Below are 22,753 nucleotides of genomic sequence, written 5' to 3' on the forward strand. Positions count from 1 at the left end.
TGCGACGGGGGAGGTTGGGAGGGGGTTTTGCAGGCAACTTGAAAGCCAGAGTTGCCATTAATACCCCACCCCGGCCCTCCCCTTCGCAGGGGAGGGAGATAAACCAACTCCAGATTTGTTTAACTAAAACATGAAAAAATACTTTATTACCGGCACCGATACCGAAGTCGGTAAAACCGTCGCGACAAGTGCGTTTTTACAGGCAGCAGCACAGGCCGGACACTCCACCGCCGGGTATAAACCGGTGGCATCAGGCAGTGAAATGACCGCCGAAGGGCCGCGCAACAGCGATGCGCTGGCGTTGCAGGCGTTCAGCACTGTCGGGTTGCGCTATGACGAAGTGAATCCGTGCACCTTTGTCGAACCCACCTCGCCGCATATCGTCAGCGAACTGGAAAAATGCCCCATCGACCCGGCTGTATTATCGGCAGGCCTGCGTCATCTCGAACCGTTGGCGGACTGGGTGGTGGTGGAAGGCGCGGGCGGCTGGTATACGCCGCTGACCGCTGACTATACCTTTGCCGACTGGGTGGTTGCCGAGCAACTGCCGGTGGTGCTGGTGGTGGGGATGCGTCTCGGGTGCATTAATCACGCCGTGCTGACCGCACAGGCTATCGCGCAGAGCGGTTTACCGCTGGCGGGATGGATTGCCAACGACGTTCAGGAAACGGGGAAGCATCATCAGGCTTACATGGATACGCTCACGCGTATGCTGCCTGCGCCACTGCTGGGCGAGATCCCGTACCTGAGTGTCGGACCGGACGTCAATCTTGGGCAATATCTCAGTCTCGACCGTCTGAGTCACTAAAACCGTCAAAAACAGACATCAGAAGGTCAGATAGTTTTTGACCAGCGTATCGTCGAGCTGTGCCAGCGTGCCCTGCGCGACGTTTCGCCCGCCGTCGACCAGACAAAACCGGTCAGCGACGCTACGAATGAACGGCAGCTTGTGGCCCACCAGCAGCAGCGTCAGGCCGAGGTCGCGATTGAGCCGGTGAATGATGTTCCCCATATTCGCCGCCATCGCCGCGCTGGTGTGCTCGGTCGGCTCATCAAGGATCAGCAGTTCCGGCTGCTGAACCAGCGCCCGGCTGATGGCCAGCTGCTGTTGCTGGCTCTCATCAAGCTCACCCGCCTTGCGTGAACCCATTTCCTTAAGTACTGGAAACAGGTCGTACACCTGCTCAGGCACGCGACGCGTCTTATTGCGGCTGGACATCATGGCAATTTGCAGATTTTCATCGACGCTCATCTGCGAAAAGATCTGTCGCCCCTGCGGCACGTAGCCAATTCCCATTTGCGCCCGGCTTTCTACCGGCAGATTGAGTAAACTTTGCGGTTCTTCATTGGCGGACTGCCAGAAGATCGCACCGCTTTTGACCGGCAGATGCCCCATGATGCAGTTAATCAGCGTCGTTTTACCGACGCCGTTTCGCCCGATCAAACCGGTGCATTGCCCGCGGTAAAGTTCGAGATTGATATCCCACAAAATGTGTTTCTGACCGTAATACTGGTTAACCGATTTTACACTTAACATCAGACCTCCCTCGCTCACGGAGCGTTCCGCTGAACTTCACTTTGACGGCCACTGTCATTTTTCTGACATTTTTATTCCACTGTTCACGCCTTCTGCAGGGGAATGCTTCATAAAATCTCTCACAGCAGGGAATTTGCAACTCTCAGGCCAAGTTTCATAAAGCAGAATAAAAAGAGAAGTTACGGGGGTGTTAACGCTACGGCGGGCGGGGATTTCGGATTATTCATAAGCGTTGCTCAGGTTTTGATGTCGCTCACAGTGCATATGGAGAATAGCGCTGCACTTTGCCAGTGCCGGTCTCACTGATTTTGGTGCAAAGGATCCGGTGCGGGAATGTTTAAAGATCCTTTAGATCGTACTTTTTGATTTTTGCAAGAAACATCAGCACTGTAATTTAGGCAAAATAGGCATAAATGAGGAGATAAAAAAGATAAAAAATAACTAAAAAAGACCACTCAGAGGCCTGAATTGCCTGAAGGATGTTTTTTACCAACTCCCGCTGTGCGCGGCGTGCTGTGAGTTATCCACTATTCCTGTGGATAACCTTGTGCATGAGAGTGAGAAAAGATGCTACAGACGAGACGGGACGGGGGTTGCGCTCGGTTTGCCCGAATTCGCGGCTTTTTAATGATGTTCTTTTTTATCAAATGGTTAGTTAAAAGCAATACGGCCCCAATTCGTTCGCACTGACAGTGTCAGTTTTCGTCAACCTGTGGTCAGTAAGTTAACAGATGATAAATTTTGGGGAGGAATGTCATCTGATGGTGAAAAAACCGTTTTGCCGAGAACCTAAAAAAGTGCAGGTACGCCAACCAGTTAAACGCTGTGTGAGGAATAGTCATTGGAGGCTGGTTTTATATACAGTATTATAGTGGCGGCAAAAATCAGCAGTGGCAAAAAATGAGGAGTCTTCCATACTGATCCTCCGCCCCAGGTCCTGTTTTTGCCAATGGTCTTGTGCGTCTTCTTCTTCAGTCAGGTAGCCCGTCATGAGTAAAGTGTTCAAACTGCATTCCGAATTTAAACCGTCAGGCGATCAGCCTGAGGCAATCCGTCGTCTGGAAGAAGGGCTGGAGAACGGTCTGGCGCACCAGACGTTGCTTGGGGTCACCGGCTCCGGCAAAACCTTTACCGTGGCGAACGTCATTGCTGATCTCAACCGTCCGACGATGGTGCTGGCGCCGAATAAAACGCTGGCGGCGCAGCTTTACGGCGAGATGAAAGAGTTCTTCCCGGAAAACGCCGTTGAATACTTCGTTTCTTACTACGATTACTACCAGCCTGAGGCGTATGTCCCAAGCTCGGACACGTTTATCGAAAAAGATGCCTCGGTGAACGAACATATCGAGCAGATGCGTCTTTCTGCCACTAAAGCCCTGTTGGAACGCCGCGATGTGATCGTGGTGGCGTCGGTATCGGCGATTTACGGTCTGGGCGATCCGGATCTGTATCTCAAAATGATGTTGCACCTGACGAAGGGCATGATCATCGATCAGCGTTCGATCCTGCGCCGTCTGGCCGAGCTGCAATATGCCCGTAACGATCAGGCTTTCCAGCGCAGTACGTTCCGCGTACGCGGTGAAGTGATTGACGTCTTCCCGGCGGAATCAGACGATCTGGCGGTGCGCATCGAGCTGTTTGATCAGGAAGTCGAGCGGCTGTCGCTGTTCGATCCGCTGACCGGGCAGGTTCAGCATGAAGTGCCACGTTTCACCATCTACCCGAAAACGCACTACGTCACCCCGCGCGAACGTATCGTGCAGGCGATGGAAGACATCAAGGTGGAACTGGCCGACCGGCGCAAAGTGCTGCTCGGCAATAACAAACTGCTGGAAGAACAGCGCATCAGCCAGCGCACGCAGTTTGATCTCGAAATGATGAACGAGCTGGGTTATTGCTCGGGCATCGAAAACTATTCGCGTTATCTTTCCGGACGTGGTCCCGGCCAGCCGCCGCCAACGCTGTTTGACTATCTGCCAGCCGACGGCCTGCTGATTGTCGATGAATCCCACGTCACCATTCCGCAAATCGGCGGGATGTACAAAGGCGACCGTTCGCGCAAAGAAACGCTGGTGGAATACGGCTTTCGTCTGCCGTCGGCGCTCGATAACCGTCCGATGCGCTTTGAGGAATTCGAAGCCGCCGCGCCGCAAAGTATTTACGTCTCCGCCACGCCCGGCACCTATGAGATGGAAAAATCCGGTGGCGACGTCGTCGAACAGGTGGTGCGTCCGACCGGTCTGCTCGATCCCCTGATCGAAGTGCGGCCGGTGACCACTCAGGTTGATGACCTGCTGTCGGAGATCCGCAAACGCGTTGCCATCAACGAGCGTGTGCTGGTCACCACGCTGACCAAGCGCATGGCTGAGGATTTGACCGAGTATCTGGAAGAACACGGCGAGAAGGTGCGTTACCTGCACTCTGACATCGATACCGTGGAGCGCGTGGAGATCATTCGCGATTTGCGTCTCGGTGAGTTCGACGTGCTGGTCGGCATTAACTTGCTCAGAGAAGGGCTAGATATGCCGGAGGTTTCGCTGGTGGCTATTCTTGATGCCGACAAAGAAGGCTTTCTGCGTTCTGAACGCTCGCTCATCCAGACCATCGGCCGTGCGGCGCGTAACCTCAACGGTAAGGCAATTTTGTACGGCGACCGGATCACCAAATCCATGGCGAAAGCCATCGAAGAAACCGAGCGTCGCCGCGCCAAACAGGAACAGTACAACCTCGATAATGGCATCACGCCGATGGGGCTGAACAAAAAGATTTCCGATATTCTGCAACTCGGTCAGCCGAAGACCAAAAAGAACAAAGACAAGCGGGATGCCGAAGCAGCGCAAACCTTCAAATCGCTTACGCCAAAAGCGCTGGAGCAACGCATCAAGGAGCTGGAAAGCAAAATGTATGCGCATGCACAAAATCTGGAGTTCGAAGAGGCGGCCAATACCCGCGACGAACTGCACGCCCTGCGCGAACAGTTTATCGCTGTGTCCTAAACCCTCAGGCGCGCGGTGTCAGCAGCGAACAAAAGTGCTAGACTGCGCGCCCTGAATTTTGTTGAGCGAGCTTGCTGATGACTGATACACCACAAAACCCCGGTGCGGCGAAAGATCCGCTGCACGGCGTCACGCTGGAAAAACTGCTGACAACGCTGGTGGACAACTTCGGCTGGCCGGCGCTGGCGTCGCAGGTGAACATCAACTGTTTCAAAAGCGATCCGAGTGTAAAATCCAGCCTGAAATTCCTGCGCCGCACGCCCTGGGCGCGTAAGGAAGTGGAAACGCTGTATCTGGATTTCATCGAAGGCCATCTGCGCCCGGACATGAGCCGCAGCAAACGCCGCACGCCGCTGTCTGAAGTCAAAGCGCAAAAGCCAAAAGTCAGCACCGCCAAACCGGCCGCCGACAGTCCGTGGAACGATCATCCGTTGATGAAAAAATAAGACGATCCCTCCTGATAAATTCATTGTTATCAGCCTGTGAAAAAGCTCCGCATTGTGTAAAGTGATGCAGGGCTTTTTTCATTCTTGGGTTGTGATTGTTGAGGGAAAGGATTGTGGCAGAGCAAAACGTACTGATTGTTGTGGATATGCAAAATGGTGTGTTTGAATCCGAACGGTATGATCGTGCCGGACGTGCTGCACAGATTAATCAGATGATCGACCGGGCAGGGCAGGTTATCTTCATTCAGCATGCCGAGGGGGAGATGACCGAAGGCAGCGCGCTGTGGGATGTCTTACCGGAGCTGCATCGCCCGGATGGTGCAATTTCTGTCACCAAAACCGCCTGTGATTCCTTCTACCGCACAACACTGGAATCTGTTCTCAAAGAGCTGGATACCACGCGTTTCACAATTTGTGGCTGCGCCACCGATTATTGCGTCGACACCACCATCAAAATCGCGGCCAGCAAAGGCTACGCGGTGACCGTGGCGTCCGATGCACATACCACCGGCAACCGCACCCACGTGACCGCACAGCAGCTGATCGCTCATCACAACGAAGTCTGGGAAGGGCTTTCTGTGCCGGGCAATCCGGTATCGGTGAAAACGACCGCGCAGATTTTAGCGGACTGGCAATAAGTCACAGCCTGCAAAAATGACAAAGGCCGCATTGCGCGGCCTTTGTGTTATGGGGGCAGTCGTTACTGCATCTTTTGCAGCGCTTCTTCCAGCGCCATGCGCAGCATTTCGCGATCATGACGGTACGGAATGTCGCTGGCTTCCAGCGGGCTTTGAATAATCAGATGTTCAGCGGCGCAGTTGCCGACCTGCACTTTCGGCCCAACGATTGCCGCATCGGCACGACGGCCAATGCGTTTTTCGATCATGTCCAGCTTGTTGTCCAGCGTCAGCGAGGCGGCGGCGACGCTTAGCTCTTTCCCCAGATTGCCAATGTAAACAATGTGCGCGCGGCTGCGGCGCAGGGCGGTGGTGAGATCGTTCATCAGCAACAGCGGCATCAGGCTGGTGTAGAAACTGCCGGGCCCGATCAGTATCAGATTGGCTTCATCAATCGCCTGGATCGCCTCGCGGGTGGCGGGCACCTGGGGTTCCAGCAGCAGTTCGCGTGGCGTTTTTTGCAACTTATCGACATTCACTTCGCCATGCACACGTTCGCCGTCCGCATCAATCGCCGTGAGATCTACCGGATCTTCAGACATCGGGATCAGCTCCGCGTCCACTTTCAGCAGGCTGCGCACCAGATTGATCGCCTCCAGCGGTCGCACGGTCAGGTGATCCAGCGCGCGCAGCATCAGGTTGCCGAGGTTGTGTCCGTCCAGTTCGCCCTGACCGCTGAAACGATATTCAAACATCGCTGAGGCCAGACTCGGTTCAGTGATCAGCTGGTTCAGGCAGTTGCGCATATCACCCCACGCAATTCCGCCCACTGAACGGCGGATGCGGCCGGTCGAACCGCCGTTATCCGTTGTTGTCACGATGCCCGTCAGTCGTGGGCCCAGCGAAGAGAGCGAAGACATCACGCGGCCAAGCCCGTGGCCTCCGCCGAGTGCCACCACCCGATCGAGGTCAGCGAGAGTACGATTGCGCATAAGTTTCCTTGTAAGACGGGGGAGCACGGGAGGCTGAAATTTTATCCGGGGATTTTACCTAATTTTGCAACAGGATGTTATCAATTAGCCTTCCTGAAACACTTTTTCTATACCGCCGCTTTTATCGTTGAAAATGCAGCATTTTGCATTGAAAAGTCGTTATATATCAAAATACATAACGAAAACCACCTTGGCGATCCGGACTTTACGGCGTTAGAATATGCGCCGTTACCCGAATTCATGGCTTCTGCAAAGAAAGAAATGGATCAACTCCTAGCCTTTGCCCCTAAGTTGCTTTCTGACGATAGTCCCACAGAAACAATATGGTGCTCTGGCCGTGACGAATGTCACCAGGGTGCATGGCAGAAATGCCCGCATCTCCCGTATTTGGAAAGGTGTAAAGGTGCTTCAACTTACTGATGCTTTTGCCCGCAAGTTTTATTACTTGCGGCTGTCGATCACCGACGTGTGCAATTTTCGTTGCACCTATTGTCTGCCGGACGGCTACAAGCCGCACGGACACAGCAATAAAAGCTTTCTCTCGCTCGATGAAATCCGTCGGGTCAGCCGCGCGTTCGCTCAGTTAGGAACTGAAAAAGTGCGCCTGACCGGTGGCGAACCGTCGCTGCGCCGCGACTTCTGCGAGATCATCGCCGCCGTGCGCGAAAATCCCACAATCAAAACGCTGGCGGTGACCACCAATGGTTATCGCATGGCGCGTGATATCAGCAAATGGCGCGATGCCGGGCTGACCAATATCAACGTTAGCGTCGACAGCCTCGATGCCCGCCAGTTTCATGCCATCACCGGGCAGGACAAATTCCGTGAAGTCATGGAAGGCATTGATGCCGCGTTTGACGCCGGTTTCAGCAAGGTAAAAGTCAATACCGTGCTGATGCGCGACGTGAATCACGCCAGCCTCGGCACGTTCCTCGACTGGATCAAAACTCGCCCGATTCAGCTGCGTTTCATCGAACTGATGGAAACCGGCGACGGCGGCGATCTGTTCCGCAAACATCACGTCTCCGGCGAAGTGTTGCGCGAACAACTGGTGCGTCAGGGGTGGCAGTTGCAGATCCGTTCGCGCAGTGACGGCCCGGCACAGGTATTCAGTCATCCGGATTATCTCGGCGAAATCGGTCTGATCATGCCTTACGAAAAAGATTTCTGCGCCAGCTGTAACCGCCTGCGCGTCTCTGCCATCGGCAATCTGCATTTGTGTCTGTTTGGCGAGCAGGGCATTCCGCTGCGCGATTTACTGTCCGACGATATGCAGCAGGAAGACCTGATGGATCGCATTCAGGGCGGCCTCAGCCGTAAAAAACAGACTCACTTCCTGCATGAAGGCAATACCGGTATTACTCAGAACCTGTCGTTTATCGGCGGCTGAAACCGGCACCAAAGGGTTTAAGGAGCAAACTGATGAGCAAGGCCAGCAAAGAATTTTTGCCGTTATCCGTGGCTGTCATGACGGTGTCCGATCGCCGTACCGACGTGGAAGATACCTCAGGGCATTATCTGAAAGAGGCGGTGACAGAAGCCGGGCATCACGTCGTCGCACAGCAAATCGTGAAAGAAAGCATTTACAGCATCCGTGCGGTCGTATCCGCGTGGATTGCTGATGAAAAGATTCAGGCGATTTTGATTAACGGTGGCACCGGTTTTAACGTCGGCAACAACACACCGGAAGCCCTGAAGCCGCTGTTCGACCGCGAAATTGAAGGCTTTGGTGAACTGTTCCGCATGGTGTCCTTTGAAGATATCGGCACCTCGACCATTCAGTCTCGTGCCATCGCGGGCATCGCCAATCAGACCGTGATTTTCGCCATGCCGGGTTCCACCCGCGCATGCCAGACGGCCTGGGATAACATTATCGAAGCCCAGCTCGACGCCCGTCAGGGCCCGTGCAATTTCACTCCACATTTGAAGAAATAAGCATGTCAGAACTTACTCATATTAATGCTTCCGGCGATGCCCACATGGTGGACGTCTCCGGTAAAGCCGAAACCGTGCGTGAAGCCCGCGCAGAAGCCTTTGTCGAAATGGCCGAAAGCACGCTGGCGATGATCATCGGCGGTAATCACCACAAAGGCGACGTGTTCGCCACCGCGCGCATTGCCGGTATTCAGGCAGCGAAGAAAACCTGGGATCTGATCCCGCTGTGCCATCCGCTGTTGCTGACCAAAGTGGAAGTGAACCTGGAAGCGCAGCCTGAATTTAATCGTGTACGTATCGAATCCCGCTGTCGCCTGAGTGGTAAAACCGGCGTCGAGATGGAAGCGCTGACAGCGGCATCTGTCGCCGCGCTGACGATTTATGACATGTGCAAAGCCGTGCAGAAAGACATGGTGATTGGCCCGATCCGCCTGCTGGAAAAAAGCGGCGGGAAATCCGGTGATTTTAAGGTGGAAAGTAAGGCGGAAGCATGATCGAGATTTTATTCTTCGCGCAGGTGCGTGAAATTATTGGCACCTCAGCGCTGCAACTGCCGGCAGAATTCCCCACCGTTGACTGCCTGCATAACGCCCTGACGGCACGCGGCGACCGCTGGGCGCTGGCGCTGGAATCCGGCAAATTGCTGGTGGCGGTGAATCAGACGCTGACCGATATGGCGCATCCGCTGAAAGCGGGGGACGAAGTGGCGTTCTTCCCGCCGGTTACCGGAGGCTGAGATGGATCAGACCAAAATTATTGTTGATGTCGCGCCGTTCAGGGTTGGCGATGAATACAACTGGCTGGCGCAGTCTGACGCCGACGGCGCGGTGGTGACCTTCACCGGCAAAGTGCGCAATCACAATCTGGGTAATCATGTCAGCGCATTAACGCTGGAGCACTATCCGGGCATGACCGAGAAAGCGCTGGCAGAAATTGTCGCCGACGCTCGTACCCGCTGGCCGCTGCAACGGGTTTCGGTTTATCACCGCGTCGGACCGATGTATCCGGGCGATGAAATTGTGTTTGTAGGCGTCACCAGCGCGCACCGCGGAATGGCGTTCGAAGCGACTGAATTCATTATGGATCACCTGAAAACCCGTGCGCCATTCTGGAAACGCGAAGCGACCGAAGAGGGCGACCGCTGGGTTGACGCCCGTGACAGCGATAAAGACGCGGCAGCGCGCTGGTAAATCGCAGTTCAACCGCACGTAAGCCTCCCATGCTTTTTGCATTATCTGTGATACGCTTAGAAGATCGGGAGGCTGTGTTGGCCTCATTTTTCCTCCATGCAAAAGGTAATCATCATGGATCGATATCCACGCAGTAATGGTTCAATTGTTGAACGCGCGAATACCGGCATTCAGGCCTACATGGCGCAAGTCTATGGCTGGATGTTCTGTGGTTTGCTGCTGACCGCATTTGTCGCCTGGTATGCTTCCGGCTCTGAAAAAATCATGAGCTTTGTGTTCTCCAGCCAGATTACGTTCTTCGGTTTGATCATTGCGCAACTGGCGCTGGTCTTCGTGATTTCAGGCATGGTGAATCGCCTGAGCGGCACGGTCGCGACCGGTCTGTTCATGCTCTACTCGGCGCTGACCGGCCTGACGCTGTCCAGCATTTTCCTGGTTTACACCGGCGACTCGATCTTCGGGACGTTCATTGTTGCCGCCGGTATGTTTGGCGCGATGAGTGTTTACGGTTACGTGACCAAGCGTGATTTAACCGGCATTGGCAGCATGTTGTTCATGGCATTGATCGGCCTGGTGTTGGCTTCACTGGTCAATATGTGGCTGAAAAGCTCTGGCCTCGCGAACATTATTTCTTATGCCGGTGTGCTGATCTTCGTCGGTCTGACCGCTTATGACACCCAAAAGCTGAAAAACATGGGCGCGCAGCTGTCTGCGGATGACCGCGATAATTTCCGCAAATATTCGATTGTGGGCGCGCTGACGTTGTATCTGGATTTCATCAACCTGTTCCTGATGCTGTTACGCATCTTCGGCAACCGTCGTTAATCGGTTTTTGATGGCAAATTTGAGAGGGGCGCTGAAAAGCGCCCTTTTTTTATGCCATTGCCGGGCATAGAGCGGCTTTTTATAGCAAATTCAAGGTCAAGACCTTGGGCTGCCGCCCAAACCGGCCCAAAGGACGCGTAAACGCGCGCCCTCTGGACTCCCCCGTTTTTTAAAACACGTGCCGTGCAGACGGGCTATGTTTCAGCTGCTTCAACTCTTGCCGCAAAATCCCGCCGCTGTGCGGTTCCCTCGGTGCGGGTTACAACCCGCGCAAACAGACGCGCGGTTTTCCACCTCTTCCTCGGCGTGATTTTTGAACGCGGCCAACTCTTTTTCGGTCACAACTTCACCGGCTCGGATCATTTCAAAAAATCAAAACCACTCGTTCGGCTCCCTTCCCTTCGAGGGAGAGGAGCAAAGCAAAGCGGCTCAACCTTCTTTGTGGGCAGACGCCCACGGTTTAGCTTGAGCTTTGAAGCCGCTATTGCAGCGGCCTCCTGCAATCCAAACTCTACGGGATTCTGACTCTCCCCGTCGGCACCTGCCGGAAACTCCACCACACCTGCACTGTGTTAAACAACACCAGTATTGCCGTGACGATAAACACCCAGCGGAACCCCAGCACCGCCGAGGCGCTCGAGCCGATCAGTGGCCCGATAACATTCCCCAGATACATGAAGGACTGGTTATAACCAAAGATCCGGCCGGTGACCTGATCGCTGCTGTATTTAATCAGTAACGCCTGCACGGCAGGCATCAGCGCACCGTCGCCGAAACCGAGCATGAAGCGCAAAATGCCGAGCTGGGTCGGGGTGTTGATGAGCGCCATCAGGCAGAACAAGATGAAGCAAAAGACCAGCGCGGCGATGAGCACACGGTGCGCGCCGATGCGATCGCCGAGTTTTCCGAGTTTCGGCGCAGCCATCAGCGCCGAGACACCCGGAACGGCGGCGATCACGCCGCTGATAAAGGCGATATTACTGGAGTCTGAGGAGAGTTCGCGAATAAACAGCGTGAGGATCGGGCTGATGGAGCCGTTGGCCAGCTGAATCATCATGGTGGTCACGAACAGGCTGACGATAAGCCACGGATAGGGCAGCGTAGTGAAAACCGCTTTGCCGCTGAGCCGGTTGGCTTTGGTTACCGGCACCACGCGCTCTTTGATCAGGAATAACGTGATGAGGAAGCTGATAAACAGCATACCGCTGGTGACGAAAAATACCGTGCGCAGGCCGAGGTGATCGGCCATGAAACCGCCGAGCAGCGGGCCGATGATAACGCCTGACACCTGACCGGTCGAGAGCGTGCCGAGCGCCCAGCCACTTTTATCCCGCGGTACCTGCGAGGCGACCAGTGCCATGGCATTCGGGATATACCCGGAGGTTAATCCCATCAGCGTGCGCAGAATGAACAGCTGCCAGACGTTGGTGGCAAAGCCCTGCAACATCATGACAATCGCCATGCCCAGCGCCGCGCGCAGCAGCATTAACTTGCGGCCTTTGCGATCCGCGAGGCTGCCCCATAACGGCGCGACGATGGCGGAAACCAGAAATGTGCCGCTGAAGACCAGACCGGACCACAAACTGAGGGATGCGTGGTCGGTGACGCCCAGCTGTTCAATATAAAGAGGTAAAAAAGGCAGGATTTGACTCATCGCCATGCCGGTGAAAAAACACCCCAGCCAGACGGAGATTAAATTGATTTTCCAGGTTTCCATGTCGCTGCGGTATGGCCTTAATGGAGTGAAGAGGGAGCTGTCGCAAGCATAGCAAGTGAATATCTGGAGGGGGACGCAAAAAGTGGGAACGTATTGATGAGGTTTATAATTGATTATCCTGTATCAAGGTTTGGGACTATGACCGCAGATTATCCGGTCACAATTTTTCGCCCGCGTCTGTGATTGTCATCACTGGTTACAGGGCAACAGGAGATAATTTCACGCGTAGCGGCGTTCTGTGCTATTATCGCCCCAACTGGCGCACTGCAGTTTGTGCCGAATCCTCGTGGTAATGCCTCATTTGCCTCGTCTGATCATCCACTCTTGAAACTGCACCGAACCCCGTTCGGGTTAGAGTGGACTGGAGCTTTTCCTTATATGTCATTTGATTCCCTCGGCTTAAGTGCCGAAATTTTGCGTGCTGTTGAAGAACAGGGCTATCGCGAACCTACGCCTATCCAACGTCAGGCCATCCCTGTCGTGTTGCAAGGTCGTGACCTGATGGCGAGCGCGCAGACCGGTACCGGTAAAACCGCTGGTTTTACCCTGCCGCTGCTGAATATGCTCAGCCATACCAATGCGCAATTCAAAGGACGTCGCCCGGTTCGTGCGCTGATCCTGACCCCAACCCGCGAACTTGCGGCACAAATCGGCGAAAACGTTCAGGCTTACAGCAAGTACCTGACCTTACGTTCGATGGTGGTGTTTGGCGGTGTGAGCATCAACCCGCAGATGATGAAACTGCGCGGTGGTGTGGATGTTCTGATCGCAACGCCTGGCCGTTTGCTGGATCTGGAACACCAGCGTGCTGTTGATTTATCTCAGGTAGAAATTTTAGTGCTTGATGAAGCTGACCGCATGCTCGACATGGGCTTCATCCACGACATCCGTCGCGTGCTGGCGAAACTGCCTGCCAAGCGTCAGAATCTGCTGTTCTCCGCGACCTTCTCTGATGAGATCAAAGGCCTGGCGAGCAAGCTGCTGACGAACCCGGCTTCTGTGGAAGTCGCGCGTCGCAACACCGCGTCTGAGCAAATTGATCAGACCGTTCACTTTGTTGATAAAAAACGCAAAAGAGAACTGCTGTCCCAGATGATTGGCGAAGGCGACTGGAAACAGGTGCTGGTGTTCAACCGTACCAAACACGGCGCGAACCATCTGGCTGAGCAGCTGAATAAAGACGGCATCACTGCCGCCGCTATTCACGGCAACAAAAGTCAGGGTGCGCGTACCCGTGCACTGGCCGATTTTAAAGCCGGTTCCGTCCGCGTACTGGTGGCGACCGATATCGCCGCGCGCGGTCTGGATATCGACATGCTGCCGCACGTTGTGAACTACGAGCTGCCAAACGTACCGGAAGATTACGTTCACCGTATCGGCCGTACTGGCCGTGCAGAAGCCACTGGTGAAGCGGTTTCTCTGGTGTGCGTCGATGAACATAAACTGCTGCGTGATATCGAGCGTCTGCTCAAGCGTGAAATTCCACGCGTTGCACTGCCAGGTTATGAGCCAGATCCAAGCATCAAAGCAGAGCCTATCATCAATGGCCGTCAGGGCAGCGGTGGCGGCGGCGGTCGTGGTGCTCCACGTCAGGGCCAGCGTCCGGGCGCACCGCGCTCCGGTGCTCCACGTTCAGGCGCTCCGCGTCCGGGCGGAAGCAGCGCACGCAGCGGCACCTCAGAAAACCGTGGCACCGGTGAAAACCGTCCGGCCCGCGCGCGTCCTGCACATGCAGGCCAGCGTCGCAGCGGTCCTGCGGGCAGCGGCAACAAGTAAGCTTCTCTCAGTCCCAGACTAAACCGCCTTCACCGGCGGTTTTTTTTCGCCTGTTTTTTAAGATTCAGGGCTGACCACATAGGCGCAGCGGCGCGCCCCCTGCAAAATGTGCTCGGTACGTTCGACATGTGCTTTCAGCACGCTGCTGAACACATCGCGTTCCGCACGGCAGAAGCCCTGACAGGTCGCCGCCGCCGCGCAAATCGGGCAGTGGTTTTCCACCAGCAGATAACTGCCGTCTTCCTGTGGTGTCCAGTCGGCCATATAGCCTTCGCGGGTGCGGATTTCCGTCAGCCGTTGCAGCCGGTCTTCCAGGCAATCGGCACCGGCCATCGCCTGCCGGTAATTTTCCAGCGTCAGGTTTTCCCGCGAGGTGATCAGCTGTTCCAGCGCCGAATCACCCAAAGAAGTGCGGATCAGCTGTAAGAGTTGTACAGTCAGATCGGCATGCGCATCGGGGAAGTGCGCGTGGCCCTGCGCGGTCAGCTGCCAGAACTGCGCCGGACGTCCGACGCCCTGCGACACGGATTTGGCTTCCACCAGACCGTCTTTTGCCAGCTTAACAAACTGCTGACGTGCCGCTTCGCCGGTGGTACCCAGCAGATGACCGGCGTCGCTGGCCTGTAATTCCCCACGGGTTTTGAGTAACGTCAGGATGCGCTCAGCGACGCTTTGCCTGATGTCATTTTTATTTTCCAAGTCACTGCTTGACATATTACCTCGTCGGGTTCTAGATTACGTAAAACATATTCCAAGTAATTTCTTGTTTTAATCATACCACAACCACAACGCGCTTCAATGCGTGGAAAGAACAAACCAAAGGGATGCAGAGAAATGTCGGAAAGTCAGAGCGGGTGGAAGGATTTATTCAGCGCAGAAAACCGGGGGAGTGCGATCACCCTGAGTGCCGGAGTCGCGCTTTATGCCACCAACAGTTACATCGTGATCACAATTTTGCCGTCGGTGGTGCAGGATATCGGCGGGCTGGCGTGGTACGCGTGGAACACCACGCTGTACGTAGTCTGTTCCATTCTTGGCTCGGCACTCTCTGCGCGGCTGATGCGCAGCGCCGGACCGCGCGGCAGCTACCTCACCGCCGCGGCCATTTTCATTGCCGGTGCCGCTATCTGTACCGCCGCGCCGAGTATGCCGGTGCTGCTGCTCGGACGGGCGTTGCAGGGGCTGGGCGGCGGATTCCTGTTTGCGCTCTCCTACGCGATGATCAATCTGCTGTTTAAAGAATCGCTCTGGCCGCGTGCCATGGCACTGATTTCGGCGATGTGGGGTATCGCGACGCTGGTCGGTCCGGCGGTCGGCGGTATTTTCGCCGAACTTCATGCCTGGCGCTGGGCGTTCGGTTTACTGCTGCCGGTCACCGCCTTCTTCTGCTTCTGGGCCTGGCGGTTGCTGCCGAAATCCCAACGCGACAAGCAGCCGGAAGAGCCGCTGCCGTGGATGCAACTGGCACTTTTGACCGGTGCGGTGCTGGTAGTCTCGGCGGGGAGTTTATCCACCTCCGGCCTGACCAACCTGCTCGGTTTTGTGATTGCAGTAGTGATGATGCTGATTTTACGTCATCGCGAATTTACCGCCGATGTGCGCCTGCTGCCGCGTAATGCGCTGCGGACTTCATCGCCGCTGTACGGTTTATATCTGGTGATGACGCTGCTGATTATCGGTCTCGGCTGTGAGCTGTTTGTTCCTTATTTGCTGCAACATCTGCATGGCCAGACGCCACTGGCCGCCGGATACATTACGGCCGCCGCGGCGGCGGGCTGGACGCTCAGCGAAGTTGCCAGCTCCGGCTGGACAGGTCGCCGGGCAGATAATGCCATTGTCTTCGGGCCGCTGATCCTCGCCGCCGGTCTGCTGTTGCTGCTGTTCACCGTGCCGGTGGCTTTCGGGATGCCGTGGCTGAACATCAGCGGCGTGGTGCTCGGGCTGACGCTGGCCGGTTTCGGTATCGGCCTCGGCTGGCCACATCTGCTGACCCGCGTATTGCAGCAGGCGCCGGAGGAAGACCGTGAAAAAGCCGGTGCGTCGATAACCGTGGTGCAATCCTTTGCTGCCGCGCTGGGTGCGGCATTAGCGGGCACCGTGGCGAACTTTGCCGGGGTGAGTCAGGGGGATGCCGGTGCATCGAGCGCCGCATTCTGGATGTTCCTGTTATTCACCGTTCCCGCTTTGCTGTCCGTCTGGATTGCATGGCGTTCGGTGAAAGCGCGGCGTTCGCAAAGCGTCACGGAGAATCGCTTAAGCCGTGATTTGTCACAGGGGTAATTGCCGGAAGACGGGCCTTGCGGTACTCTTGCGCGTCATTTTTAAGGGTTGAACTGCAATGCGCGTATTACTGGCTCCGATGGAAGGTGTACTTGATCCCCTGGTTCGTGAACTTCTGACCGAAGTGAACGACTACGATTTGTGCATCACTGAGTTTGTGCGTGTGGTCGATCAACTGCTGCCCGCCAAAGTCTTCCATCGCCTGTGCCCCGAATTACATCACGACAGCCGCACGCCTTCCGGTACCCGCGTTCGCGTGCAACTGCTCGGGCAATATCCTGAATGGCTGGCTGAAAACGCCGCCCGCGCCGTCGAACTGGGGTCTTACGGCGTCGATCTCAACTGCGGTTGCCCATCAAAAATGGTCAACGGCAGCGGCGGTGGCGCAACGTTGCTCAAAGATCCGGAGCTGATTTATCAGGGCGCGAAAGCCATGCGCGCCGCCGTGCCTGCGCATCTGCCGGTTACGGTGAAAGTGCGCCTCGGGTGGGATTCTCTCGATCGTAGCTTTGAGATTGCCGATGCGGTGCAACAGGCTGGCGCGACGGAGCTGGCGGTGCATGGCCGCACCAAAGAGGACGGCTACAAAGCCGAGCGGATCAACTGGCAGGCGATTGGTGAAATCCGTCAGCGTCTGAGCATTCCGGTGATTGCCAACGGTGAAATCTGGGATTACGCCAGTGCGCAGGCCTGCATGCAAATTACCGGGTGCGATGCGGTGATGCTCGGGCGCGGCGCGCTAAATATTCCCAATCTCAGCCGGATGGTCAAGTACAACGCGCCACGGATGCCGTGGCCGGATGTCATGACCATTTTGCAAAAATACACCCGCCTCGAGAAGCAGGGGGACACCGGTTTGTACCACGTCGCCCGTATCAAACAGTGGCTGGGATATTTGCGCAAAGAGTACGCCGAAGCGACAGAGTTATTTACTGAAGTGCGCGTGTTGAATACGTCGAAGGATATTGCCGAACGCATTAACCGGTGATTTCCTTCCCTGGCTTCTCCACGCGGCAACGCTTAAAAATGGAGAAGTATCATGGAAAACAACGATATCGGCCTGAGCCACATTGCCTTTGCTGTAAAAGATCTCGATGCGAGCATCGCGTTTTATCAACAATTCGCCAACATGAAAGTCATCCACCGGCGTGGAGAGCGGGGCACAAGCGCCCGACCCGTCGCGTGGCTGAGCGACATGACCCGCCACTTCGCCATCGTTCTGGCGGAAGACCCTGAATCCAGAGATACCCAACTCGGCCCATTCGGCCACCTCGGCGTGGCCTGCGTGTCGAAAGAAGCAATGGATGCCAAACTGGCCGAAGCTCGCACCGCAGGCGTTCTGCGTCAGGAACCCACCGATTCCGGCGCACCCGTAGGCTATTGGGCTTTTCTCGATGATCCCGACGGCAATACGCTCGAACTTTCGTACGGGCAGGAGATCGGTTATCTGATTGAAAATCAGTAATTCACAGTGTCAGAACAACAGGGGAGCCGGTTTAAGCTTCCCTTTTTTATCTTTTTCTGACGCCTTCACCTGTTCGCCAATGACAGCCGTCAGCTGAAACCGGCGCTGTAAATTTCTGAGTATGGCTTTCTTCGTCACGCAAGTGCTCGCTTACTCGCCAAACCCGAGTCTGCGGGGCTTGAGTGACAGACTTTGTGACAAATAGATTTGCAAATTGCGAGTGCTAAGACTATTCACCTAACTTATAATTCGGCGGCTGTTTCGACATGAATTTATGACAACTTTCTTAAATACAGAGCAATGCATGTGAAAATCCGTCTTTTAGTTCTGAGCTTACTCGCCTTAAACACCGGCATGTTGTCTGCCCCTGCCGCCTTTGCTGCAAAGCAAGAGCAGGCTGTCGCCCCGATTGTTCAAATTGCTTCCGGCAGCGCTATGGTGGTTGATCTTAAAAGCCACGAAGTGATTTACTCCCGAAATCCTGATGAGGTGAGGCCGATTGCCTCCCTGACTAAACTGATGACCGCCATGGTGACGCTGGATGCGAAATTGCCGCTGGATGAAGTCATTAATATCGATATCAGTAATACCCCTGAGATGCGCGGCGTGTTCTCCCGCGTGAAACTCAACAGTGAAATTACCCGCCGTCAGATGATCCAGCTGGCGTTAATGTCCTCAGAAAATCGTGCGGCAGCCAGCCTGGCTGCGCATTATCCGGGCGGTTACGGTGCATTCATCAAGGCCATGAATGCTAAAGCTAAATCACTGGGTATGACCCATACCCGATATGTCGAACCGACCGGTTTGTCGCCGCGCAACGTCTCGACGGCGCGTGATCTTACCCGCCTGCTGCTGGCCTCTCAGCGCTATCCGCTGATTGGCGAACTGAGCACCACCTCGGAAAAAACCGCGGTGTTCAGCCATCCTGCTTATGCCTTGCCGTTTCGAAATACCAACCATCTGATCATGAATCCGTCGTGGAGCATTCAGCTGACCAAAACCGGCTACACTGATGACGCCGGGCACTGTCTGGCGATGCGCACTACGATCAACGGCAAACCGGTGACACTGGTCGTGATGGATGCTTTCGGGAAATTCACCGCCTTTGCGGATGCTAACCGTCTGCGCACCTGGATGGAAACCGGCAAAACCGTGCCTGTTCCTCAGATTGCGAAAAACTACCGTAAGCAGAAAGATCAGCAGAAAACCCAGCCAAGTGTGGAAGAAGCGCAGGACTAGTTCGCACTTGGTATCAAAACGAAAAGTCCGGCGCAGAGGCCGGACTTTTCGTTTATGCAGGGAAACTTTTTCAGACGCAACAATCAGAAAATCAGTTTAAATACCCCGGTCAGGGTAAGTAAGCCGACGATAAAGATAATGGCGATAATCCACAGAATAATTTTCATGTTTTTTCCTTAATTCTCTCTTAGCCTTCACCGGCCCGCGCAGCTAAGCCAATGATATTTCACCTTGAGTATAGACACTCTTGTGATTTTCGCCTGCCCGATGCCTGCAACCTATGCCTCCGGTTTGGCAACTACCGCGCGCAGGCCACATACCGGGCTGGTCAGCGGCACGCCGGTTTGTGTCAGCTCCGCGGCACCGGCCATCGACGCCTGCGCCAATACCACGCAGTTTGCGCCCTGACGATAAGCCGCATCAGCGGCGGCGGCAACGGTCTGTAAATATCCCGCCAGATTTCCCTGTTTGAATTTATCCCACGCGCCGTTTACCAGACGCACCTCAAGGGCCGCCTGCGGATGCTGTTCTGCCTGCTCAAACAGCGTTCGTGTTGGGCCGAGCGTGGTTTCCACTGCGCAGAGCACCACGACGTTTCCCGGCGTCTGCATCGCCTGTGCCGCCAGCGCCTGATCCACGCGCAAGACCGGCGCGGCGCTGCTTTCGTTGGCAAGCGTAGCCGCCGCACCGAGCGTTGAGCAGGTCAGCAATACCCGGTCGGCGGTTGCCGCCAGATTCATCAGCAAATCCGCCGTCTGCTGGCGCAGTTCAGCCGTCAGCCCTCCGGCACGTTCCGCCGCGGCGAGTAAATCAGGGCGCGAGAGATGCGTAATTTCATGATGCATAAGCCCAAGCTGGCGGGCGGCGTTGTCGAAAACGGCAATATTGCTGTCTGCCGTGTGTAAGCAGGTGATGCGCATGGTGGTCTCCGGGGGAAAGTCTTCGCCCTTACGTTAACGGTTTGTTGAGGTGTTGTGGAGGGCGTTTTGCCTGTAACTATTTGTTACTTAGTGTGCTAACTCACTACGAAAATCATAATGCATTGATATTTATTAAATAAAATATGAACCATGTGGTTCGAAATATCTTACTTTCATCTAACATCTTCGTATAATCTCCGTCACATATTCAAAGCCCACGTCCCTTTTGTGGGTACGCCCCGCCACAGTGCGTTAACAAGGAGAATTATCGTGAAACGCAGACATTTTCTGACCTCGATGGCCGTGCTGTTGTTCAGCAACGCGCTGAAGGTTAAAGCCAAAATCTTTTCGGGCGGTATGCCGTGGATTGTTCACTCGGTACGCCCGCCAAAACCCGTCGTTGCAGGGGAATGGACCTTCTTCACGCCGGATGAGGTCAGCCTGATTGAAACCCTGGCTGACCGCATTATTCCAGCCGATGAGCTGAGCATTGGCGGTAAAGAGGCCGGTTGCGCGGTGTTTCTTGACCGCCAGCTGAGTGGTGATTACGGCAACGCGGTGACGACCTACCGTCTCGGTCCGGTGATTCAGGATGGTCTGCCACAGGCGGGGCCTCAATATAAAGACACGCCTGCCGAGCGCTACAAGCTCGGTCTGGCGGCACTGAATGACGTCGCCAAAGCCCGCAACAGCGGAAAAAACTTCACTGAACTGACCGGCATTGAGCAGGATGATTTACTGCGCCGCATCGAGTCCGGCGAGATCCCGCTCAGCGGCGTAAACGGTCCACTTTTCTTTAACATGCTGGTGCAAAACATGCGCGAAGGCTTCTTCTCCGATCCGCTTTACGGCGGCAACAAGGATATGGCGAGCTGGAAGATGCTGGGTTTTCCCGGTGCGAAATATGACTTCCGCGATGTGATCGACCGCCGTGGCGAAGATCTGCACATCGAACCCGTCAGTATGCTGACCCGATACGAAAAATCATAAAAAGCCGTCCGTAAACGGCACGGGCATTTTGAGATCCTCAGGAGCACAAGAAAGATGACAATAAACGTGAGAAGGTCGATGCAGTGATCGTCGGCCTCGGATGGGCCGGTTCGCTGATGGCGAATGAGCTGACGCTGGCGGGGCTGAATGTCGTGGCGATTGAGCGCGGCTCATGGCGCGACACCAGTAATGATTTCCCGACCACCATTGATACTGACGAGCTGCGTTTCGTCAGCCGCCGCGCGATCATGCAGCCGACGGCGGTGGAAACCCTGACGTTTCGTAACAATCCTATCCAGCAGGCGCTGCCGCTGCGCGAATTCAACACCTATCAGTTCGGCATGAACGTCGGCGGTGCGGGCACACACTGGAACGGCATGACCTGGCGCTTTCTGCCGTACGATTTCCAGAGCTACAGCCAGACGGTGGAGCGCTACGGCAAAGAGAAATTCCTCGACGGGATGCAGGTGCAGGACTGGGGCGTCACCTATGATGACATCGAACCTTTCTACGACAAATTTGAACGCTACGCCGGGACGTCCGGTAAAGCGGGCAATATCAAAGGGCAGAAGATCGAAGGCGGTAACGTGTTTGAAGGCCCGCGCAGCCGCGATTATCCGCTGCCGCCGCTTAAGCGCACCGAGCTGTCGATGATTTTCGACAAAGCCACCCGTGAGATGGGCTATCACCCGTTTGCTGTACCGGCGGGCAACACTTCCGGCGCGTATACCAACCCGCTGGGAGTGAATATGGCGCCGTGCACCTACTGCGGCTACTGCGAATTCTTCGGCTGCGGTAACTGGTCGAAGAGTAGCCCGAATGCCTGCATTTTGCCTGCGGTCATGCAGCGCCCTAACTTCACGGTGATCACTGAATCTGAAGTGCTGCGTGTCAATAAAGCCGCCGACGGCAAAACCGCCACCGGCGTGACCTTCATCGGCAGCGATGGCGTGGTGTGGGAGCAACCGGCGGACATCGTGGTGATTTCTGCTTACCAGATGGACAACGTGCATCTGATGCTGCTTTCGGGCATTGGCCAGCCTTACGATCACAAAACCGGCGAAGGCGTGGTGGGGCGTAACTATGCCTATCAGACCGTGTCCGGCGCGGGTTTCTTCTTTGAAGATGAAATGATGAATCCGTTCATCGGTGCCGGTGCATTGTCGCAGGCGATTGACGATTTCAACGGCGACAACTTCGATCACACCGGTCACGATTTCATCGGCGGTGGTGTGGCGCTGGTGCACTCCACCAATGGCCGTCCGATCGGCTATTCCAATAACGTCCCGCCGGGCACGCCGCGCTGGGGTGCAGACTGGAAAAAAGCGGTCAAACACAGCTATCAGAACTACAACAACGTTTATTGCATGGGGAACAGTTACCCGCACCGCGATGTGTTCCTCGATCTCGATCCAGACTATAAGGACCGCCACGGCCAGCCTCTGCTGCGTGTGACCTTCGACTGGATCGAAAACGATAAGCGCTCCGGCAAATTCATGGCCGACCGTTCGGAAGAAATTGCCCACGCGATGGGTGCGAAAACTGTCGTGCGTCAGGAACCGACGGCGAAACCGTTCTCGCCGATGGACAACCTTTCTTCGCACACCACCGGGGGGGCGTGCATGGGCGACAATCCAAAAACCAGTGCCGTAAACCGCTATCTGCAAAGCTGGGATGTGCATAACGTCTTTGTGTGTGGGGCATCGGCCTTCGCCAATAACGGCGGATACAACCCGACCGGTACTGTGGGCGCGCTGACGCTGTGGGCAGCGGAAGCCATCAAAACTCAGTATCTGAAATCTCCGGGTCCGCTGGTGAGGGGTTAATC

General features: G+C 55.4%; 23 protein-coding genes and 1 riboswitch. Of the genes, 17 read left to right on the top strand and 6 right to left on the bottom strand.

The features are described from left to right. Positions 1-130 precede the first annotated feature (130 nt). Positions 131-808, top strand: coding sequence for a dethiobiotin synthase (bioD, locus tag AC0Z7K_RS10875; protein WP_485614388.1), 678 nt, complete (start codon positions 131-133; stop codon positions 806-808). Positions 809-826: 18 nt separating this feature from the next. Here bioD and AC0Z7K_RS10880 read toward each other — a convergent pair whose 3' ends face one another. Then, on the bottom strand, positions 827-1,537 hold the full coding sequence (locus AC0Z7K_RS10880; protein ID WP_213052199.1) for an ABC transporter ATP-binding protein: 711 nt from the start codon (positions 1,535-1,537) through the stop codon (positions 827-829). A 989-nt stretch (positions 1,538-2,526) separates the two neighbouring features. Here AC0Z7K_RS10880 and uvrB point away from each other — a divergent pair. The 3 genes from uvrB to AC0Z7K_RS10895 all read left to right on the top strand — a co-directional run bounded on the left by uvrB (position 2,527) and on the right by AC0Z7K_RS10895 (position 5,617). Then, positions 2,527-4,533, top strand: a complete 2,007-nt coding sequence (gene uvrB, locus AC0Z7K_RS10885; RefSeq protein ID WP_485614390.1) for an excinuclease ABC subunit UvrB — start codon at positions 2,527-2,529, stop codon at positions 4,531-4,533. 77 nt (positions 4,534-4,610) lie between these two features. Then, entirely contained in the window at positions 4,611-4,979 is a 369-nt protein-coding gene (locus AC0Z7K_RS10890) for a VF530 family protein (protein ID WP_485614391.1), read from the top strand. Between the two features lie 113 nt (positions 4,980-5,092). Then, a complete protein-coding gene (locus AC0Z7K_RS10895; protein ID WP_413529332.1) occupies positions 5,093-5,617 on the top strand; it encodes an isochorismatase family protein in 525 nt (174 codons plus the stop codon). A gap of 62 nt (positions 5,618-5,679) precedes the next feature. Here the strand turns inward: AC0Z7K_RS10895 and AC0Z7K_RS10900 are convergent, their stop codons facing one another. Next, positions 5,680-6,588: a gluconeogenesis factor YvcK family protein gene (locus AC0Z7K_RS10900; RefSeq protein WP_485614394.1), complete on the bottom strand. Its 909-nt coding sequence runs from the start codon at positions 6,586-6,588 to the stop codon at positions 5,680-5,682. Between the two features lie 258 nt (positions 6,589-6,846). After that, positions 6,847-7,002, top strand: a riboswitch (molybdenum cofactor riboswitch). Between AC0Z7K_RS10900 and moaA the strand changes: the two genes are divergently transcribed. The 6 genes from moaA (at position 6,992) to AC0Z7K_RS10930 (ending at position 10,538) form a co-directional block, all read left to right on the top strand. After that, positions 6,992-7,978 (top strand): GTP 3',8-cyclase MoaA, encoded by a 987-nt coding sequence (moaA, locus tag AC0Z7K_RS10905; protein ID WP_485614395.1) that lies wholly within the window; start codon positions 6,992-6,994, stop codon positions 7,976-7,978. (Overlaps the previous riboswitch by 11 nt.) Before the next feature lie 32 nt (positions 7,979-8,010). Continuing rightward, positions 8,011-8,523 carry a molybdenum cofactor biosynthesis protein B gene (gene moaB / locus AC0Z7K_RS10910; protein WP_485614396.1) on the top strand — a complete coding sequence of 171 codons (513 nt, stop codon included), beginning with the start codon at positions 8,011-8,013 and terminating at the stop codon, positions 8,521-8,523. A 2-nt stretch (positions 8,524-8,525) separates the two neighbouring features. Then, complete coding sequence (moaC, locus tag AC0Z7K_RS10915; RefSeq protein WP_485614397.1) at positions 8,526-9,017, top strand: cyclic pyranopterin monophosphate synthase MoaC; 492 nt, start codon at positions 8,526-8,528, stop codon at positions 9,015-9,017. Continuing rightward, positions 9,014-9,259, top strand: coding sequence for a molybdopterin synthase sulfur carrier subunit (gene moaD, locus AC0Z7K_RS10920; protein WP_485614399.1), 246 nt, complete (start codon positions 9,014-9,016; stop codon positions 9,257-9,259). Before moaC ends, moaD begins: the two co-directional genes overlap by 4 nt. 1 nt (position 9,260) lies before the next feature. Continuing rightward, positions 9,261-9,713: a molybdopterin synthase catalytic subunit MoaE gene (gene moaE, locus AC0Z7K_RS10925; protein ID WP_485614400.1), complete on the top strand. Its 453-nt coding sequence runs from the start codon at positions 9,261-9,263 to the stop codon at positions 9,711-9,713. 114 nt (positions 9,714-9,827) lie between these two features. Continuing rightward, entirely contained in the window at positions 9,828-10,538 is a 711-nt protein-coding gene (locus tag AC0Z7K_RS10930) for a Bax inhibitor-1/YccA family protein (protein WP_013576373.1), read from the top strand. A gap of 511 nt (positions 10,539-11,049) precedes the next feature. On the opposite strand, the gene AC0Z7K_RS10935 is transcribed toward AC0Z7K_RS10930, so the two are convergent. Continuing rightward, entirely contained in the window at positions 11,050-12,255 is a 1,206-nt protein-coding gene (locus tag AC0Z7K_RS10935; protein ID WP_485614402.1) for a multidrug efflux MFS transporter, read from the bottom strand. 378 nt (positions 12,256-12,633) lie between these two features. Between AC0Z7K_RS10935 and rhlE the strand changes: the two genes are divergently transcribed. Further along, a complete protein-coding gene (gene rhlE / locus AC0Z7K_RS10940) occupies positions 12,634-14,031 on the top strand; it encodes an ATP-dependent RNA helicase RhlE (RefSeq protein WP_413529340.1) in 1,398 nt (465 codons plus the stop codon). A gap of 57 nt (positions 14,032-14,088) precedes the next feature. Here the strand turns inward: rhlE and AC0Z7K_RS10945 are convergent, their stop codons facing one another. After that, the gene (locus AC0Z7K_RS10945) at positions 14,089-14,745 is read right to left on the bottom strand and encodes a helix-turn-helix transcriptional regulator (RefSeq protein WP_485614403.1); all 657 of its coding nucleotides are present in this window, start codon (positions 14,743-14,745) and stop codon (positions 14,089-14,091) included. A gap of 120 nt (positions 14,746-14,865) precedes the next feature. Between AC0Z7K_RS10945 and AC0Z7K_RS10950 the strand changes: the two genes are divergently transcribed. The 4 genes from AC0Z7K_RS10950 to pbpG all read left to right on the top strand — a co-directional run bounded on the left by AC0Z7K_RS10950 (position 14,866) and on the right by pbpG (position 19,015). Next, a complete protein-coding gene (locus tag AC0Z7K_RS10950) occupies positions 14,866-16,311 on the top strand; it encodes an MFS transporter (RefSeq protein WP_485614405.1) in 1,446 nt (481 codons plus the stop codon). Positions 16,312-16,369: 58 nt separating this feature from the next. Then, positions 16,370-17,299, top strand: coding sequence for a tRNA dihydrouridine(16) synthase DusC (gene dusC, locus AC0Z7K_RS10955; RefSeq protein ID WP_485614406.1), 930 nt, complete (start codon positions 16,370-16,372; stop codon positions 17,297-17,299). A 51-nt stretch (positions 17,300-17,350) separates the two neighbouring features. Next, positions 17,351-17,776 carry a VOC family protein gene (locus AC0Z7K_RS10960; protein WP_413529344.1) on the top strand — a complete coding sequence of 142 codons (426 nt, stop codon included), beginning with the start codon at positions 17,351-17,353 and terminating at the stop codon, positions 17,774-17,776. Positions 17,777-18,076: 300 nt separating this feature from the next. After that, positions 18,077-19,015, top strand: a complete 939-nt coding sequence (gene pbpG, locus AC0Z7K_RS10965; protein WP_413529345.1) for a D-alanyl-D-alanine endopeptidase — start codon at positions 18,077-18,079, stop codon at positions 19,013-19,015. Between the two features lie 83 nt (positions 19,016-19,098). Here the strand turns inward: pbpG and AC0Z7K_RS10970 are convergent, their stop codons facing one another. Continuing rightward, positions 19,099-19,182, bottom strand: a complete 84-nt coding sequence (locus AC0Z7K_RS10970) for a small membrane protein YohP (RefSeq protein ID WP_019105993.1) — start codon at positions 19,180-19,182, stop codon at positions 19,099-19,101. A 111-nt stretch (positions 19,183-19,293) separates the two neighbouring features. After that, positions 19,294-19,935, bottom strand: coding sequence for an aspartate/glutamate racemase family protein (locus AC0Z7K_RS10975; protein WP_485614408.1), 642 nt, complete (start codon positions 19,933-19,935; stop codon positions 19,294-19,296). Positions 19,936-20,205: 270 nt separating this feature from the next. Between AC0Z7K_RS10975 and AC0Z7K_RS10980 the strand changes: the two genes are divergently transcribed. Both AC0Z7K_RS10980 and AC0Z7K_RS10985 read left to right on the top strand, forming a co-directional pair. Continuing rightward, on the top strand, positions 20,206-20,925 hold the full coding sequence (locus tag AC0Z7K_RS10980) for a gluconate 2-dehydrogenase subunit 3 family protein (protein WP_485614410.1): 720 nt from the start codon (positions 20,206-20,208) through the stop codon (positions 20,923-20,925). 116 nt (positions 20,926-21,041) lie between these two features. Beyond that, positions 21,042-22,751 carry a GMC family oxidoreductase gene (locus AC0Z7K_RS10985; RefSeq protein ID WP_485614552.1) on the top strand — a complete coding sequence of 570 codons (1,710 nt, stop codon included), beginning with the start codon at positions 21,042-21,044 and terminating at the stop codon, positions 22,749-22,751. Positions 22,752-22,753 lie beyond the last annotated feature (2 nt).

It is taken from the genome of Rahnella sp. 1L-D-7-B-C2, assembly GCF_057290995.1.